Source organism: Duganella zoogloeoides (genome assembly GCF_034479515.1).
Taxonomy (GTDB): Bacteria; Pseudomonadota; Gammaproteobacteria; order Burkholderiales; family Burkholderiaceae_D; genus Rugamonas; species Rugamonas zoogloeoides.
In genome coordinates this window covers 5,383,100-5,399,659 of sequence record NZ_CP140152.1, presented here as the reverse complement: position 1 = coordinate 5,399,659, position 16,560 = coordinate 5,383,100, and the positions used below count along the sequence as shown (strand labels likewise).

Below are 16,560 nucleotides of genomic sequence, written 5' to 3'. Positions count from 1 at the left end.
ACATGACCAATTTCATCGTTAAAAAAGTAGCCGTGCTGGGCGCCGGCGTGATGGGCGCGCAAATCGCCGCCCACTGCGTCAACGCCAAAGTGCCTGTCGTGCTGTTCGACCTGCCGGCCAAGGAAGGCCCGAAAAACGGCATCGTCCTCAAAGCCATCGAAGGCCTGAAAAAACTGTCGCCAGCTCCCTTGGGTAACAAGGACCACGCCGCCCTGATCGAAGTGGCCAACTACGAAGACGACCTGGCCAAGCTCGAAGAGTGCGACCTGATCATCGAAGCGATCGCCGAGCGCATGGACTGGAAGCATGACCTGTACAAGAAGGTCGCTCCGCACATCGGCGCCAACGCCATCTTTGCCTCGAACACCTCGGGCCTGTCGATCACCACGCTGTCCGAAGGTTTCGATGCCGACCTGAAATCGCGCTACTGCGGCGTGCACTTCTTCAACCCGCCGCGCTATATGCACCTGGTCGAAATCATCCCGACCGAGTTCACCAAGCCCGAAATCGCCGACCAGCTCGAAGGTTTCCTGACCACCACCCTGGGCAAGGGCGTGGTTCGTGCGAAAGACACGCCGAACTTCATCGCCAACCGCGTGGGCGTGTTCGGCATCCTGGCCATCATCCATGAAGCCGAAAAATTCGGTTTGTCGGTGGACGTGGTCGATGACCTGACCGGCGCCAAGCTCGGTCGCGCCAAGTCGGGCACGTTCCGCACCGCTGACGTCGTGGGCCTGGACACCATGGGCCACGTGATCAAGACCATGCAGGACAACCTGCCGAACGATCCGTTTGCCGCCGTCTATAAAACGCCGGAAACGCTGGCCAAGCTGGTGGAAAAGGGCGCACTGGGCCAGAAGTCCGGCGCCGGTTTCTACAAGAAGGTCGGCAAGGACATCCTGCGCCTTGACTTCGCCACCGGTGACTACGTACCGGGCGGCGGCAAGGCTGCCGACATCATCGGCCGCATCCTGAAAGAAAAAGATCCGGTCAAGAAAATGAAAGCGCTGCGCGAATCGACCAATCCTCAGGGCCAGTTCCTGTGGGCGATCTTCCGCGACGCGTTCCACTACATCGCCGTGCACCTCGACACCGTGGCCGACAACGCCCGCGACATCGACTTCGCCATGCGCTGGGGCTTCGGCTGGACCGTCGGCCCGTTCGAAACCTGGCAGGCCGCCGGCTGGTCGCAGGTAGCGCAGTGGGTCAAGGAAGACATCGATGCCGGCCAGGCGCTGTCGTCCGCACCGCTGCCGGCCTGGGTCTTCGAAGGCCCGGTCGCCGACAAGGGCGGCGTGCATACCCCTGAGGGTTCGTGGTCGGCCGTGTCGCAATCGTTCGTGCCACGTTCGACCCTGGCGGTGTACGAGCGCCAGGCGTTCCGTGCACCGGTGGTGGGCGCAGGCGCCATCGATGGCCGTACGGCCGGCACCACGTTCCACGAGGACGACTCGGTGCGCATCTGGCACATGGACGACGAAGTCCTGGTGATTTCGCTGAAAACCAAGATGCACGTGATCAGCCCGGACGTGATTACCGGCTTTACCAAGGCACTGGCCGAAGCGGAGAAAAACTTCAAGGGCCTGGTGATCTGGAACGCGGACGCAGCCGAAGGCGGCGCCTTCTCGGCCGGCGCCGACCTGCAATCGGCATTGCCAGCCTTCATGCAAGGCGGCGCCAAGGCGGTCGATCCGATCATCAAGGACCTGCAGGACGCGTTCATGTCGCTGAAATACGCCAACGTGCCGGTGGTTGCGGCAGTGGCTGGCCTGGCGCTGGGCGGCGGTTGCGAGCTGGTGCTGCATGCATCGAAGCGCGTGGCCTCGATCGAATCGTACATCGGCCTGGTGGAAGTGGGCGTGGGCCTGATTCCTGCCGGCGGCGGCCTGAAAGAAGCGGCATCGCGCGCTTACAAGGAAGCCAAGGGCAACGACATCCTGCAATTCCTGAAAACCGGTTTCACCAATGCGGCTACCGCCAACGTGTCGAAGTCGGCACTGGAAGCGCAGGCGATGGGTTACCTGAAGGAAGACGACGTGATCGTGTTCAACGCCTACGAGCTGCTGCACGTGGCCAAGGTGGAAGCGCGCGCCATGTTCGACAAGGGCTACCGTCCGCCGGTAAAAGCGCCGATCCAGGTGACCGGCCGCTACGGCTGGGCCACCATCAAGGCGCAGCTGGTCAATATGCGCGACGGCGGCTTCATTTCGGCGCACGACTTCAAGCTGGGCGACATGATCGCCGAGATCGTCTCTGGCGGCGACATCGACCAGGGTTCGTTCGTGAGCGAGCAGTGGATTTTGGATCGCGAACGCAAGGCCTTCCTCGAGCTGTTGAATCATCCAAAGACGCAAGAACGGATCATGGGCATGCTGCAAACCGGCAAGCCGGTACGCAACTAATCTAGGAAGAACATAATGACCAAACAACTTCAAGACGCATACATCGTCGCTGCCACCCGTACCCCGATCGGCAAGGCGCCGCGCGGCATGTTCAACAAGACCCGCCCGGACGACCTGCTGGTGCGCGTGATCCAGTCGGCACTGGCGCAAGCGCCGGGCCTCGATCCGGCGCTGATTACCGACGCCATCATCGGCTGCTCGTTCCCGGAAGCGGAGCAGGGTTTCAATATTGCCCGCCAATCGGTGCTGCTGGCCGGCCTGCCGAAAACCGTCGGCGGCGTCACCATCAACCGTTATTGCGCCTCGGGCATCACCGCCTTGGCCATGGCGGCCGACCGCATCCGCGTCGGTGAAGCGGACGCCATGATTGCCGGCGGCGTGGAATCGATGTCGATGGTGCCGATGATGGGCAACAAGCCATCGATGAACATGAATATGTTCTCGGACGAGAACGTGGGCATGGCCTACGGCATGGGCCTGACCGCCGAAAAAGTGGCGACCCAGTGGAAAGTCTCGCGCGAAGCGCAGGACGCGTTTGCAGTCGAATCGCACCGCCGCGCCATCGCCGCGCAGCAGGCCGGCTTCTTCAAGGACGAGACCACGCCGGTCGAGATCATTACCCGCACGCCGAACCTGGCCACCGGCGAGATCGACATCAAGACCCGCACCGTTGACACCGACGAAGGCGCGCGCGCCGATTCCACCGTGGAATCGCTGGCCAAGCTCAAGCCGGTGTTTGCCGCCAAGGGTTCGGTCACCGCTGCGAACAGCTCGCAGATGTCCGACGGCGCCGGTGCGCTGCTGGTCGTGTCCGAGCGTTTCCTGCGCGAGCACAACCTGACCCCGCTGGCGAAATTCTCGTCGTTCGCGGTCAAGGGCGTGCCACCGGAAATCATGGGCATCGGTCCGAAGTTCGCGATTCCCGACGCCTGCAAGGCAGCCGGCATCACCCAGGACCAGCTGGACTGGATCGAGCTGAACGAAGCGTTTGCTGCACAGGCACTGGCCGTGATCGGCGACCTGGGCCTGGACCCGGCCAAGGTCAACCCGATGGGCGGCGCGATTGCGCTGGGCCACCCGCTGGGCGCCACCGGCGCCATCCGTGCCGCCACCGTGGTGCACGCACTGCGTCGTAACAACCTGAAATACGGCATGGTCACCATGTGCGTGGGCGCCGGCATGGGCGCGGCAGGTATCATCGAACGCGTATAAGCAGTTTCTTATCGATAAAAAAGGGCGCTGTGGTGCAAACCTCGGCGCCCTTTTTGCAAATAATCTGGAGATAGCATGGACATTCTGAGCACCAAGCAAGACGGCATCCTGACCCTGGAATTCAACCGCCCCGAGCGCAAGAACGCGATCACCGCCGCCATGTACCAGGCCATGGCCGACGCCATCAACGATGCCGAAGCAGACGCAGCCGTCCGCGCCATCCTGATCACCGGCAAGCCCGAAATTTTCACGGCCGGCAACGACCTGGAAGACTTCATGAAAAACGCCCCCACCAGCGGCGACCTGGAAGACCGCGCAGTCTACAAGTTCATGCTGGCGCTGTCGGGCGCGACGAAACCGGTAGTGGCTGCCGTCTCCGGCGCGGCCGTGGGCATCGGCACCACGCTGCTCATGCATTGCGACCTCGTGTACGCTGCCGACAACGCCAAGTTCTCGATGCCGTTCGCGCAACTGGGCCTGTGCCCGGAATTCGGCTCGAGCCTGCTGTTCACGCAAATCGCCGGCTACCCGCGCGCGGCGGAAAAACTGATGCTGGGCGAAGCGTTCCTCGCGCCCGAAGCATTGGAAATGGGCCTGGTGTCGAAAGTGGTGCCGGCCGACGACCTGCTGGAATTTGCCCGCGGCCAGGCGGCCAAGCTGGTCGCTCTGCCAGCGAGTTCGATCCGCACCACCAAGCAGCTGATGAAGGCCAGCCGCAGCAACGCGATCAGCGACACCATCGCGGCTGAAAACAAGCACTTCGGCGCCATGCTGTTGTCGCCCGAGGCGCGCGAAGCGTTTACGGCGTTTTTCGAGAAGCGCAAGCCGGACTTCACCAAGTTTGCCTGATGACGCCAGGCGCGTGCGCACGGCGAGTCGGCGGAACAGCCCTGGAAGTACGTTAATAAGCGAAATGATGCCCACGCGCCTGTTGAGAGCCGCTGTCAGACGAACCTCTGGTTGTGAGGTAAAGGGCGGCTGCCGTATACTGGTCGGACTTCCGCTTTTGGCCACGCTCGGACCTTGGAACTTTGCCCCGACATTGGGTAAGGTGGACGTAACCTATATCGGTCACAGTGGTGATATGATGGGGTGCTCCGCATCGCGGATGGGCTGAAAGGGCGCTTGCCCTTTTTAGGACCACGCATGAAAATTCGTTCCTGCCTCAATCACGTCGCTTCCGGCCTACTTGCCAGATTCATAGGCCGCAACAACGACTACCAAGGTTTCTGGACATTAGGTGTGCTATATAGCAGCGTGCGCACAACACCGTGGCGCGTCGAGCTTGATCTCATTTCTGGGGATGCCTACCCAACTAATAAAATCACCACCAACGTCGTTGTTGAGCAATCGGCCGCTTTGCGCACAGCGCTGTCTAAGCAGAACGTCGCCTGGCATTTCCTAAAACGAGCGACGCTCACTGTGCAGTTCAACGCTCCAGTACAGGTCGGCTATACCGGCATCAGAGGTGAACCCTTTGTATGCATAGTCGAACTGGAGTCCGTAGCAGGGCAGAGTGCGACTGTCAGCTTCGTAGGCCGCTGCGCAGCGTGGGCACCCGGCCTTTTTTCCGGAAGGGCTGGCTACCTGCACCCTCAACTCTAAGTTATGCTGCGATATTGGACCATGACCGGCCAGAAGCGGGCCTAAGCAAGAAGTCGCTTTGAAAGCAATATACAAATAACCGGAGCAGATTTATGAGTGAAGACGAAGTTTCGAGGCGAGAAGCGGCTGCCCGTGCTGCTATCAAACAGTCCTTTGGAACAGGTGAAGATGAGTCAGGTGTTGACCTGTTCGCATCCCATCATCTAGATGAGTTAGACGGCGAATACTGGAAGAAACATCTCGGAACGAGCAGACCGGAGCCGATTCGAGTCCTCGATATCCTCAAGTTACACTCGCATTGGGGAGATGATGACGATAATGGTTTGGATGTCTTTGATTTTACGCTTCCGGATGACGTCACGGACTATGTGATCAGCGTTCGCTTCGATGAGACTGGAGAAGTTGAAGAAATATCGATGGAAAGTTAGCGTTACGTAGATCAAGGTCTGCCATGGGGAATTCAGTCCTTCGTAACAGACCGCGTGATCTTGCCCCCGCCACCCCCGCTCCGTTGCCGATTTCATCGCCACGTCATATAAAAAACCTAAGCTTGTCCGCTCTTAAATGATCGGAGCAAGCATGACTTCATCGATTTCGCGTCGCAGTTTCCTGGCCCAGGGTGGGGCATTGGTCGGCAGTTCGGCACTGGGCGGCTCGCTGCTGCTGGCCGGTTGCGGTGGCAGCAGCCATGCGGCCATCGGAGTGAGCGAGAAGGAACGGCCGAAGATGCCATCGGGAATACAGTTTGGCGACATCACCGATAATCGGGCCATCATCTGGAGCCGCAGCGATCGCAACGCGCAGATGATCGTCGAATACGATACCAGCGAACGATTCAGCAACGCCAGCCGCATCAATGGCCCCACCGCCAGCGACGCCACCGATTTCACTACCCGTGTCGATCTGGCCGGCTTGCCGGCCGGCCAGACGGTCTTCGTGCGCGTGCGCTACGTGGACCCTGACAATGCGAAAATCGAAAGCGAAACCATTACCGGACAGTTTCGCACCACGCCCGCTGCCGATGCCAGCCGCGCCGTGCGGTTTCACTGGAGCGGCGACCAGTGCGGCCAGGGCTGGGGCATCAATACCGATTTTGGCGGCATGAAGATCTACGAAGCGATGCGCTTGCGCGACCCTGATTTTTTCATCCACAATGGCGACACGATCTATGCCGACGGCCCGATCCTGGCCCAGGCAACCGCAGAAAACGGCCAGGTGTGGCGCAACCTGGTCACGGAAGAAGTGAGCAAGGTCGCGGAGACGCTGAAGGAATACCGTGGCCGCCATGCCTACAATATGCTCGATGCGAACTTCCGCAAGTTCGCTGCCCAGGTGCCGCAGATCTGGCAATGGGACGACCACGAGGTGACCAATAACTACAGCGCGTCCAAGGATTTGTCGGCCGATGCGCGGTACACCGAGAAAAGCATTGCGACCCTCACCGCGCGCGGCCGCCGCGCCTTCCTCGAATATGCGCCGATGCGCTATTACAAGCAAAGCGAACCTCAGCGCATTTATCGCACCATCTCGCACGGCCCGCTGCTCGACGTCTTCGTCGTCGACATGCGCAGCTACCGCGGCCCTAACAGCACCAACCTGCAGAGCGCGGAAGACGCCAGCTCGGCATTCCTGGGCCGGGAGCAGGTGGAGTGGCTGATCGCCGGGCTGAAAGCCTCGACCGCCACCTGGAAAGTCATCTCCGCCGACATGCCCATCGGTCTGAATGTCGGCGACGGCAAGAACGCCCAGGGCGAAGCGTTATGGGAAGCGCTGGCCAACGGCAACGACGGCGTGCCACTGGGCCGCGAACTTGAAATGGCGCGCCTGCTCAGCAGCATCAAGGATGTCCCCAACGTGGTCTGGATCACCACCGACGTTCATTACTGCGCCGCCCACTATTACGATCCCGCCCAGGCCCGGTACACGAACTTTGCGCCGTTCTGGGAATTCGTCGCCGGCCCGATGAATGCCGGCGCCTTCGGCCCGGGCGTGCTCGACAAGACCTTCGGCCCCACGGCGGTCTTCTCGAAAGCGCCGCTGATCCAGAACTCGTCGCCGTTTGCCGGCTACCAGTTCTTCGGCGAAGTCAATATCGACCCGCGCACCAGGGCGATGAAGGTCGAGCTGTTCAACCTTGACGGTGTTTCGCAGTTTGCCCAGACGCTGCCGGCGGCAGGCGTGTAAAGCGCCAGCAGGTCACGCAGACTCGCCGGCCTCGCCCAGCGCTGCCTGGGCATGGGCCGATGCCGAAATCGCCGCCGGAAAGCCCGCATAGAACGCCAGGTGCGTGATGGCGGCGGCCAGCTCCTGGCGCGTGACGCCATGCGCGACGGCGCGGTGCAGGTGGGCGGGCAATTCGTCCATGTGGTTGAGCGCCACCAGGCAAGCGATGGTGATCAGGCTGCGGTCGCGCGGCGCCAGGTCGGGGTCGGCCCAGACCTGTGAAAACAGCGGCTGCTCGACCAGGTCCGCCAGCTTGGGCGTAAATGGCCTGGCAGCGGCGCGGGGGCTGGTGAAATCGATGTCTGGCATACATAACTCCTGGGGGTTGGTAGACGGCGGCTGTCGCATTGCGGCAACCGCCAGGCAGCGGTGTTGCCGGTCAGGCCGCCCGCGCAGCGCGGGCAATGCTCTCGGCAAAAAGCGGTGTCTCACGGCGGTTATGGTCGCCCGACGATGACTGGCGGTCGGCGCAGGCTTTTTCCCACGAGATGCCGTGTTCCTTGATGAACGCCAGGAATTCCTCGGTCGGATGCGACACGACGCCGTTGGTGTACTCGCAGCGGTTGTCGTCGATTTTTTTCACGCTCAGGTCCCAGATCACCTGCACCTTGGTGCGGCCGCTGGGCGTAAACACGTCGGACGTGGACACCATCTTGCAGTGCGCCGCTTCGGTAATCTCGCCCACGTAGTGCTGCACCACCAGGCCCGAGCCGATCATTTCGACGTTGATCGACATGCGGCGGCCGTCATCGGTGAACGTGGCGCCGGCGGCAATGTGGTCGGGCGGGGCGCAGCGCTGGTATTCGGCGTCGGGCAGCGTGAACAGCCACTTGGCAATATCGACTTTCTCGAACGGCACATCGATGACGTGGCTGAAGGCGGACTGGGACAGAATCAGGTCGGAACGGATAACGGTCATGGCACTCTCCTAAAGGTCAATGAGGCTCGCGGCAACCGGGAATGTGCCGCAAACGTGTAATGAGAATAGCGAGATTGCCGTGCTGCGAATACTGTCCGGGAGGGACGGGGCGGGACTAACTTTTGGCAAGCGGGCGCACGTGCGCGGGGACACGGGTCGTTGCAGCCCCGGTTATGGGAATGTCAGCGAACGGCTGCTGGCACGGTTCAACCGTCCCTTGGGGCAGCTAACCTGCGCGCCGATTCGACAAAATGAAGCGCTCGAGATCACGGCTGGCGTGCTCGATATGCCGCTTGAGCAACGCTGCCGCACCGCGCACGTCGCCGTGGCGGCAGAGATCAACAAGTTCCTCGTGCTCGTGCTGGGCCTGGCGGATGCTGTCGGCGCTGAGCGACAGCTGCATGCGCGTATAACGGTCGGTTTGCTGCAGCAGGGCGGCGACAATGGCCGCCGTGCGCGGCTGGTTGGCGCGCGCGAGCAGCACGTCATGCAGGCGCATGTTGAGTTCGCCCCAGCGCGTGGTGTGCTGGGCCAGTAATTCCACCTTGTATTCGGCCAGGATGGCGTCGAGCTGGGCGTAGTCTTCCAGCGTCAGCTTTGGCGCTGACTTCTTCAGGAGCAAAGGTTCGAGCACGCTGCGCAGCATGAACAGCTCGCTGATCTCGTCGAGCGACAAGCCCGACACCACCGCGCCCTTGTGCGCGACGATCTTGACCAGCCCTTCGCCCTCGAGTTGCACCAGCGCTTCGCGCACCGGGATCCGGCTGATGCCGAACTCGGCGGCAAGGGCGTCCTGGCGCAGGGAAAACCCTTCGGCCAGTTCGCCCGACATGATTTTGCGGCGCAGCGCGTCCGCCGCCTGGTCGGCGACGGTCATCACCGCCAGGCCGGCATGTTTCACGCGACTACTTCCCGGCTCCAGTTGGCGTACCAGTCGCGGAACAGCGCGTATTGCGATTCGGCGTAGCGGCGCTGGCTGGGGCTCAGGGCGTCGGTCTCGTTGAAGTGCAGCGTGTACTCGGTGTCGCCGTTGAGCACCATCAGGTGCTTGTAGAACAGCACCAGGTCGGTACCCTCGTCGAACGACGACAGCACCAAGAGCGCCGCTTCCAGTTCGCGCGCCTGGCGGCGGGCCACGGCGTCGCCGGCGGCAGCCTTGCGCGACAGGGCGACCAGGTGCAGCACCTCGCGCGGCAGCGCATTGCCGATGCCGGTAATGGCGCCGGTGGCGCCGCAGTTGACGAAGCCGTGGACCACCTGGGTATCGACGCCCACCATCAGGGTGACATCGTCATCCTGGCTGGTGATGTGCTCGGCCGCATAACGCAGGTCGGCAGCGCCGCCGAATTCCTTGAAGCCGATTAGGTTGGGGTGCTTGGCGCGCAGTTCGAAGAACAGGTCGGCGCGGGTGGCAAAGCCGTAATACGGGCTGTTGTAGATGACGGCCGGCAGCGCCGGCGCCGCTTGCAGGATAGCCGAGAAGTGCGCGTGTTGCGCCGCCGGCGACGAGCCGCGCGACAGCAGGCGCGGAATCACCATCAGGCCTTGCGCACCGACGTTGGCCGCGTGGGCGGCATGCGATACGGCCTCTTTCGAATTGACCGCACCGGTGCCGACGATGGTGGGCACACCAGCGGCCACCAGACGCGCCACGCCTTCCTGGCGCTGCGCTTCGGTCAGCAGCGGCCAGTCGCCCATCGAACCGCAGTACACCACCGCGCTCATGCCGGCATCGACCAGCTCGCGGCCCTTGCGCACCAGAGCGTCGAAGTCGGGCGTGCGGTCGGCGGTGCACGGGGTCATCAGGGCCGGGATGGTGCCGGTGAAAATATTGTCGCTCATGGTGTTTCCTTCAGATGGAGGGGAAAGGGCATGGGCGAAATCATACTGCGGTTTTGGATATTTTATACAATCGAGGTGGGGGCTATGCAGATTTAGTCGTGCAAGGTGCTCATTCGAGCAAACTTTGCCATCTCGACGGCGAGTGAATTTGCCGTCGAGATGACGAACTGCCGCAGCACGGCGATCAGGCCGGCACCGCCGCCGGCATCGACCGCCGCTCCATCAACACCGACACCCCCAGCACCGCAATCCCGCCCAGCGCCAGCATGGCCCCGACCAGGCCGGTCGATTGCAGGCCCAGGCCGTGGGCGATTGCCATGCCGCCGAACCAGGCGCCGGCTGCGTTGGCGCAGTTGAAGGCCGAGTGGTTCAGGGCGGCGGTGACGGTCTGGGCGTCGCCGGCCACGTCCATCAGGCGCGTTTGCACGGCTGGCGCGACGGCGATGCCGCAGCCGATCAGGAACAGGTTGATCGCCACGGCCCAGACGTTGGCGCTGGTGTAGTAGAAGGCGGTGAGCGCCACCACGTTCCAGACCAGCGCACCAAAAATGGTCCACAGGCGCGAGCGGTCGGCCAGCCAGCCGCCTACCAGGTTACCGAGCGTCATGCCGACGCCGATCAGGGCCAGCAGCACCGCCACCATGTTCGGCGATACCTTGGTGATTTCCAGCAGGGTCGGCGTCACGTACGTGTACACGGCGAACAGGCCGCCAAAGCCCACCGACACCATCAGCAGGGTAACCCACACCTGGGCGCGGCGGAACACGCCGAGCTCGCGTCGCGGGCTGGCGTCGCCGGCGGCGATGAACGGCACGTAGCGGCGCACCATCAGCGCGGTGACCACGCCCAGCACCCCGACGACCAGGAATGCCGAACGCCAGCCGAAGGCCTGGCTCAGCCACGTGGCCAGCGGCACCCCGAAGATGTTGGCAATCGTCAGTCCCAGCAGCACGCGCGAGACGGCCTGGCCGCGTTTTTCCGGCACCGCCATCGCGGCCGCCACCAGCGCGGCCACGCCGAAATAGGCGCCGTGCGGAATACCGGCCACGAAGCGCGCCAGCAGCAGCGAACCGTAGGCCGGCGCAGCGGCGCTGAGCAGGTTGCCGGCCGCGTACAGCGCCATCAGCATCACCAGCATGGCCTTTTTCGGCATCCGCGCCAGGAAGATGGCGATCAGCGGCGCGCCGAACACCACGCCCAGCGCATAGGCGCTGATCATGTGGCCCATGTGCGGCAGGTCGGTGTGCAGGTCGGTGGCGACGATCGGCAGGATGCTCATCGAGGCGAATTCGCCGGTGCCTATCGCCAGGCCACCGATGGCCAGCGCGAAATTGGCCAGGCCGGCGCCGTGCGGCGCGGCAATCGGAACGGCGGGGAGGGAGGTGTCGGAAACAGGGTCGGAATGCATCGGCAGTGGCTGAAGAATCAGTGGCAAAAAGGGTCAACCTTAGCATGTTTGGCCGACCTGCGTTGGCCACGGCCCGGCTTGCGTAGTCCTACTTAGACGCCTCAGGCCAGTGCCGTCACCACCGCCCGCACCACCCACAGCAGCGCTGTCGCCGCCGCCAGCGACCCCCACAGCCGCGCCAGCGTGGCCGCACCGAAGCTCCAGACGATGATGGCGCCATAGCAGGCAAAGCTGGCCAGCATGCCGGCCAGCGCCGCGTCCACGCGCGCCATCCCCAGCGCCAGGGCCAGCACCGCCAGGGTAGCTGACGCCAGCGCCGTGAGCGCGTAGCCGCCAGCGATGGCAGTGATGGCGCGCAGCGCCACTTGCCAACGCCACGGATCCGGGCGCGACAAGCGCGGCCGTCTCGTGGCGTCAACGCCCAAAGACACTGGATCCGGGCGCGGCAAGAGCGGCCGTCTCGTGGCGTCAACGCCCAAAGACACTGGATCCGGGCGCGGCAAGAGCGGCCGTCTCGTGGCGTCAACGCCCAAAGACACTGGATCCGGGCGCGGCAAGAGCGGCCGTCTCGTGGCGTCAACGCCCAAAGACACTGGATCCGGGCGCGGCAAGGGAGGCTGCCTCGTGGCGTCAACGCTCGAAGACACTGGATCCGGGCGCGGCAAGGAAGGCCGCTTCATGGCGCCACTACCCGTGGCCGCAGGCGCCAGCCGGCCCAGCCCAGCAGTGCGCCGCATAGCAGGAGGCCGGCGTCGGTGGCGGCCACCATGCCGGTGCCGATATCGAGCAGCGCGACATGGGCGTCGGCCGGCGCGGTCACCAGGTTAAGTACCGGCAGCGCGGCAAACAGGGCGGCGCCCAGCAGCAACTGCACCATCCACATGCGGCGCGACGGCCAGGCCAGCGCGGCCACGGCCAGCATGCCCCAGAGCATGAAGAAGCCGTCGATCTCGGCGGCTGCCCGTCGCGCCATGGTGTCGGGCAGCAGGCGGTTGAGCCAGAAGTACCCGGCCATCGCTGCCGGCAGCGCGGCCAGGGTGACGAGGTTGAGGCTTTCGGCCAGCCGCAGCCCGGCCGGTGGACGCGGGCGCAGCCGCGCCTTCACCGTCCACAGCAGCACGCCAGTACCCATCAGGGCGCAGGCGCCCAGGCCACAGGCAAACAGCAGCGCGCGCAGCAGCGGATCGGCAAAATGGCCCAGGTGCAGACCCACCAGCGTATTGCGGGTTTGTGCGGCAGCCGATGCTGCGGCAGCCGATGCTGCGGCAGCCGATGCTGCGGCACCCGAAGGTACGTCAGCCGATGCTGCTGCCGCCGAAGGTTCGACAACCGACGGTGCCGCAACCGATGCGGTGACAGTCGAAGCCGCTGACGCAGGCGCTGCGGCAACCGACGCTGCGTTAATCGATGCAGTGGCAGCCGCCGCTGCGGCCCCCAAGGGTGAGGCCTCCGAAGGAGTGGCGCTTGATCGCGCAGCGCCGCTGCCCCCGATCACCGTGCCGGCAACACCATCGAACACCAGGCTCTGGCGCTCACTGGACAGCCGCTCGGCCTCGTCGCGCTGGACGATGTAGCGCGCCGCCGCGTCGTTGGGTCGCTGCACGGTCAGGCGCGTGGCCAGGCCGCCGTTCCAGCGGGCGTAGGCTTGCTCCAGCACTGGCCCTGTGTCCGCCAGCAAGGCTGGCCGGCCGCTGGCGGCAACCAGCGGCGGCGCCTGCGGCAGGGCGGCGCGCACGAAGTCGCCGCGATTGTCGGGATAGAGCTGGTTGACGGCTGCCGGCATGGTCAGCAGCATCAGGGTGGCCAGGCCGCTGTAGCAGATCATGGCGTGGTAGGGCAGGGCCAGCACGGCCAGCGCGTTGTGGGCGTCGAGCCACGAGCGCTGTCCCTTGCCAGGGCGGAAAGTGAAGAAGTCGGCAAAGAAGCGCCGGTGCGTGATCACGCCGCTCACCAGCGCCACCAGCATCACCATGGTGGCGATGCTGGTGATCCAGCGGCCCCAGCGCACGGGCAGATAGTGCAGGGTGAAGTGGAATACGGCAAAGAAGCCGCCGCCACGCGTGGCGCGCTCCGCCGGCAGCAACTGGCCGGCGCCATCGAGCGCGGCGGACTCGAAATTGCCGCCGGGCCTGCCGGCGCCCGGCCCCAGCCGCTGGCCGCGCGCGCTGGTCCAGCTGATTTCGGTGTACGGCTTGCGCGGCTGCGGCAGGTCGATGATCCAGCTGTCTGCCTGCGGCGCCGTGTGCTGCAAGTGCGCCAGCGCGAACCGCGCCGCTTCGCGCTGGCCGTCCGCGGTAGTCCTGGCGGCCACACCCGCGTGCCAAGCTGGCTGCATCCAGAGGCTGATCTCGTCGCGATAATAGGCGGCGCTGCCGGTGAGGCACATCACCAGCAGCAGCCAGCCGGCCAGCAGGCCGGTCCAGGTGTGCAGCCACGCCATGGTCTGACGCCAGCCGCCTCCCACGGGAAACACGCGCCGCCCCTTACAGGTCGGTGCTCACCGACAGGCGCACGCTGCGCGGCGCCCCCACCACCAGTACCCCGCGCGAAGCGGAGGCCCAGTAATTGCGGTTGGCGACGTTGTCCACGTTCAGGCGAAAGGTCGTGTCGTGGCCGTTGATCTTGGTGGCGTACCGGGCGCCGAGGTCGAAGCGGGTCCACGACGCCGTGCTGCGGACGCGGGTGTTATTGGTGTCGATGAACATGCGGTCGGTAGTGACCATGCGGCCAGTGACGGTGGCGCCCGCCAGGAACGGCAAGTCCCATTCGCTGCCCAAGTTCAGGTTGTGCTTGGGCACGCCACGGGCGCGGCGGCCGTCGGTCAGTCCGTCCTGGGTGCGGACCAGGCGCGCATCGATGTACGAGTAGCCACCGAGCAGGCGCACGCCGCGCACCGCTTCGCCCATGGTGTTGAGCTCGAAACCGCGGTTGCGCTGCTCGCCGTCCAACGCGAAGATCGGGCGCGGATCGGCGTTGTTCGACGGCTGCTCGACACCGTTCTGCAAAGTGATCTGGTAAATACTGCCGGTGACGGTCAGCTTGTTGATCTCATACTTCATGCCCGCTTCGTATTGCTTGCTCGGGTAAGGGTCGTAGGTTTGCAGCGAGTTCTGGTAATACGTCGATGGCACCGGTCCTGGCAGCAGCGATTCGATGTAGTTGCCGTACACCGACAGGTTGCCGCCGAACTTGACCACCAGGCCGGCGGCCGGCGAAATCTTGTTGGAATTCTTGTCGCGGGTTGGCGTCAGCAGGCCGGTCGTGGCATCGCGGCTGAAGAACTTGGTGCCGATGGCCTGGTTGCGCGCGCCCACCATCACGATGACACGGTCGTCGAACAGGCCCATGGTATCGGTCAGCACAGTGGACTTGGCGTTGTAGCGGTTGAGCATGTCCACGTCGGTGGAGAGCCCCTGGCCGTCACGATACGGTTGCACGATCGGGTTGTACAGGTTCGATGCTGCTGCCGTGCCTACCGCCAGCGTCGCCTGGCCGCGACGCGCGGTCACATCGCCGAAGCCGGCCACCAGCGTGTGCTTGACGGGACCGGTAATCAGCTTGCCGCGCAGGCTGATATTGGTGCCCTTGTTGGTGCTGCGGCCCGGAATCCAGAATACCGAGCCGGACAGGTTGCCATTGACGTTGCTGATCGAACTGACCGCCTGCAAATAGGTTTCGTCGTTCAGCGACTGGCCGTGACTGGCGGAAAATACCCAGTCCGGCGTGATGTCGTATTCCATGCCCAGTTGCAGCGAGCGGTTGTCGGACTCATACACTTCCCACGGCTGCTTGTAGTTGTTGGCCGCGCGCGGCGCTGGCGGAATCGGTACCGAGCTGCCGATGCGCAGTGCGGCGAGGCCGCCATGCAGTTCCTTTTCCTGGTAGGTGGCGTCGGCCGTCAGGCGCAGCCTGCCGCCGCGGTAGTCGAGCGCCACGGCAGTAAAGGCCTGGCGGTTGGCGGTGCGGTCGATGGCGCCGTCGCCATTCTTATACACGGTATTGACGCGCACACCGTACTGCTTGTCGGCGCCGAAGCGGCGGCCCAGGTCGAGGTGCGCACCGAGTTGCGATTCCGAGGCAAAGCTGCCCGTGATCTGCGCGGTGGGCGTATCTTCAGCCCGCTTCAGGATATAGTTGATCGAGCCGCCAAGCGATGAGCCCCACGGGCTGACGCCGTTCAGCATGGCGCTTGGCCCTTGCAATACTTCTACCCGGTCCACCGCCTCGATCATGCCGCCGCGGTTGTCGGCCAGGCCGGCAATGCCGTTGACCATGATTTCGCGGCCAAACATTTCAAAGCCGCGCATCATGATGATGTCGGCTTCGCCGTCGATCGGGGCGCTGTTACGCACGGAAGGGTTGTTTTCCAGCACGTCCATCAGGCCGCGTACCTGCTGGTTGGCCATCAGCTCGGACGTATAGCTGATCTGGTTGAACGGGGCATCCATCATGCTGACATTGCCCAGCACGCCCAGGCGGCCGCCAGTGGCAACTTGCCCGCCTGCGGCCACCGGCAACAGCCGGTCCGAGGCGGCGTGGACGTCGATCGCCTGCAGTGTGGCATCGGCCTGGACCGCGCGTGGCTGCGCCCGGTGCAGCAGGTAGCTGCCGTTGGGCTGGCGCACCGCCTCCAGGCCGCTGCCGGCCAGCAGGCGTGCCAGGCCATTGTCCACCGAGTGGCTGCCCTGCAAGCCCTTGCTGTGCAGGCCGGCGGTCAGTTCCGGCACGAACGACAGCGTGATGTTGGCGGCGCGGCCGAAGCGGCTCAGCGCGTCTTCGAGCGGGCCGGCGGCGATGCTGTAGCTGCGCTGCGCGGTCTCCAGCGCCAATGCGGCCAGCGGCGCTGTCAGCACGGCAGCGGCGAAGGTGGGAACGGCCAGCGCGCGCGCCAGGGTGGTGAGGGTCAGGATCGAGGGGCGCTTGCGTGCCATGGAGTAGCCTTTCGCGGA

At 64.3% G+C, this 16,560-nt stretch carries 14 protein-coding genes; 6 read left to right on the top strand and 8 right to left on the bottom strand.

The window, feature by feature from the left end:
• Window positions 1-2: 2 nt before the first annotated feature.
• From SR858_RS23690 to SR858_RS23665, 6 genes are all read left to right on the top strand, one after another.
• Window positions 3-2,402, top strand: a complete 2,400-nt coding sequence (locus tag SR858_RS23690) for a 3-hydroxyacyl-CoA dehydrogenase/enoyl-CoA hydratase family protein (protein WP_019923367.1) — start codon at window positions 3-5, stop codon at window positions 2,400-2,402.
• Window positions 2,403-2,417: 15 nt separating this feature from the next.
• Window positions 2,418-3,614 carry an acetyl-CoA C-acyltransferase gene (locus SR858_RS23685; RefSeq protein WP_019923366.1) on the top strand — a complete coding sequence of 399 codons (1,197 nt, stop codon included), beginning with the start codon at window positions 2,418-2,420 and terminating at the stop codon, window positions 3,612-3,614.
• 75 nt (window positions 3,615-3,689) lie between these two features.
• On the top strand, window positions 3,690-4,463 hold the full coding sequence (locus SR858_RS23680) for an enoyl-CoA hydratase (RefSeq protein ID WP_019923365.1): 774 nt from the start codon (window positions 3,690-3,692) through the stop codon (window positions 4,461-4,463).
• Between the two features lie 297 nt (window positions 4,464-4,760).
• The gene (locus SR858_RS23675) at window positions 4,761-5,219 is read left to right on the top strand and encodes a hypothetical protein (protein ID WP_154820003.1); all 459 of its coding nucleotides are present in this window, start codon (window positions 4,761-4,763) and stop codon (window positions 5,217-5,219) included.
• A 92-nt stretch (window positions 5,220-5,311) separates the two neighbouring features.
• On the top strand, window positions 5,312-5,647 hold the full coding sequence (locus tag SR858_RS23670; RefSeq protein ID WP_026637555.1) for a DUF2004 domain-containing protein: 336 nt from the start codon (window positions 5,312-5,314) through the stop codon (window positions 5,645-5,647).
• A gap of 151 nt (window positions 5,648-5,798) precedes the next feature.
• Window positions 5,799-7,403 carry an alkaline phosphatase D family protein gene (locus SR858_RS23665; RefSeq protein ID WP_019923363.1) on the top strand — a complete coding sequence of 535 codons (1,605 nt, stop codon included), beginning with the start codon at window positions 5,799-5,801 and terminating at the stop codon, window positions 7,401-7,403.
• A 12-nt stretch (window positions 7,404-7,415) separates the two neighbouring features.
• On the opposite strand, the gene SR858_RS23660 is transcribed toward SR858_RS23665, so the two are convergent.
• The 8 genes from SR858_RS23660 to SR858_RS23625 all read right to left on the bottom strand — a co-directional run bounded on the left by SR858_RS23660 (window position 7,416) and on the right by SR858_RS23625 (window position 16,542).
• Window positions 7,416-7,751 carry a carboxymuconolactone decarboxylase family protein gene (locus SR858_RS23660; RefSeq protein WP_019923362.1) on the bottom strand — a complete coding sequence of 112 codons (336 nt, stop codon included), beginning with the start codon at window positions 7,749-7,751 and terminating at the stop codon, window positions 7,416-7,418.
• Window positions 7,752-7,821: 70 nt separating this feature from the next.
• Window positions 7,822-8,361, bottom strand: coding sequence for a hypothetical protein (locus SR858_RS23655; protein WP_019923361.1), 540 nt, complete (start codon window positions 8,359-8,361; stop codon window positions 7,822-7,824).
• A 226-nt stretch (window positions 8,362-8,587) separates the two neighbouring features.
• Entirely contained in the window at window positions 8,588-9,238 is a 651-nt protein-coding gene (locus tag SR858_RS23650) for a GntR family transcriptional regulator (RefSeq protein WP_040378042.1), read from the bottom strand.
• Window positions 9,239-9,258: 20 nt separating this feature from the next.
• Entirely contained in the window at window positions 9,259-10,203 is a 945-nt protein-coding gene (locus SR858_RS23645; RefSeq protein ID WP_019923359.1) for a dihydrodipicolinate synthase family protein, read from the bottom strand.
• A gap of 184 nt (window positions 10,204-10,387) precedes the next feature.
• Window positions 10,388-11,611, bottom strand: a complete 1,224-nt coding sequence (locus SR858_RS23640) for an MFS transporter (protein ID WP_019923358.1) — start codon at window positions 11,609-11,611, stop codon at window positions 10,388-10,390.
• 101 nt (window positions 11,612-11,712) lie between these two features.
• Window positions 11,713-12,006 (bottom strand): hypothetical protein, encoded by a 294-nt coding sequence (locus SR858_RS23635; protein WP_051120360.1) that lies wholly within the window; start codon window positions 12,004-12,006, stop codon window positions 11,713-11,715.
• A gap of 281 nt (window positions 12,007-12,287) precedes the next feature.
• The gene (locus SR858_RS23630) at window positions 12,288-14,084 is read right to left on the bottom strand and encodes a PepSY-associated TM helix domain-containing protein (protein WP_154820004.1); all 1,797 of its coding nucleotides are present in this window, start codon (window positions 14,082-14,084) and stop codon (window positions 12,288-12,290) included.
• Between the two features lie 10 nt (window positions 14,085-14,094).
• On the bottom strand, window positions 14,095-16,542 hold the full coding sequence (locus SR858_RS23625; protein WP_019923355.1) for a TonB-dependent receptor: 2,448 nt from the start codon (window positions 16,540-16,542) through the stop codon (window positions 14,095-14,097).
• Window positions 16,543-16,560 lie beyond the last annotated feature (18 nt).

What these genes read in the sequence shown, in the direction of transcription:
- SR858_RS23690 (WP_019923367.1), top strand. Translation starts at nt 3, where the DNA reads ATGACCAATTTCATCGTTAAAAAAGTAGCCGTGCTGGGCGCCGGCGTG.
- SR858_RS23685 (WP_019923366.1), top strand. Translation starts at nt 2,418, where the DNA reads ATGACCAAACAACTTCAAGACGCATACATCGTCGCTGCCACCCGTACC.
- SR858_RS23680 (WP_019923365.1), top strand. Translation starts at nt 3,690, where the DNA reads ATGGACATTCTGAGCACCAAGCAAGACGGCATCCTGACCCTGGAATTC.
- SR858_RS23675 (WP_154820003.1), top strand. Translation starts at nt 4,761, where the DNA reads ATGAAAATTCGTTCCTGCCTCAATCACGTCGCTTCCGGCCTACTTGCC.
- SR858_RS23670 (WP_026637555.1), top strand. Translation starts at nt 5,312, where the DNA reads ATGAGTGAAGACGAAGTTTCGAGGCGAGAAGCGGCTGCCCGTGCTGCT.
- SR858_RS23665 (WP_019923363.1), top strand. Translation starts at nt 5,799, where the DNA reads ATGACTTCATCGATTTCGCGTCGCAGTTTCCTGGCCCAGGGTGGGGCA.
- SR858_RS23660 (WP_019923362.1), bottom strand. Translation starts at nt 7,751, where the DNA reads ATGCCAGACATCGATTTCACCAGCCCCCGCGCCGCTGCCAGGCCATTT.
- SR858_RS23655 (WP_019923361.1), bottom strand. Translation starts at nt 8,361, where the DNA reads ATGACCGTTATCCGTTCCGACCTGATTCTGTCCCAGTCCGCCTTCAGC.
- SR858_RS23650 (WP_040378042.1), bottom strand. Translation starts at nt 9,238, where the DNA reads ATGACCGTCGCCGACCAGGCGGCGGACGCGCTGCGCCGCAAAATCATG.
- SR858_RS23645 (WP_019923359.1), bottom strand. Translation starts at nt 10,203, where the DNA reads ATGAGCGACAATATTTTCACCGGCACCATCCCGGCCCTGATGACCCCG.
- SR858_RS23640 (WP_019923358.1), bottom strand. Translation starts at nt 11,611, where the DNA reads ATGCATTCCGACCCTGTTTCCGACACCTCCCTCCCCGCCGTTCCGATT.
- SR858_RS23625 (WP_019923355.1), bottom strand. Translation starts at nt 16,542, where the DNA reads ATGGCACGCAAGCGCCCCTCGATCCTGACCCTCACCACCCTGGCGCGC.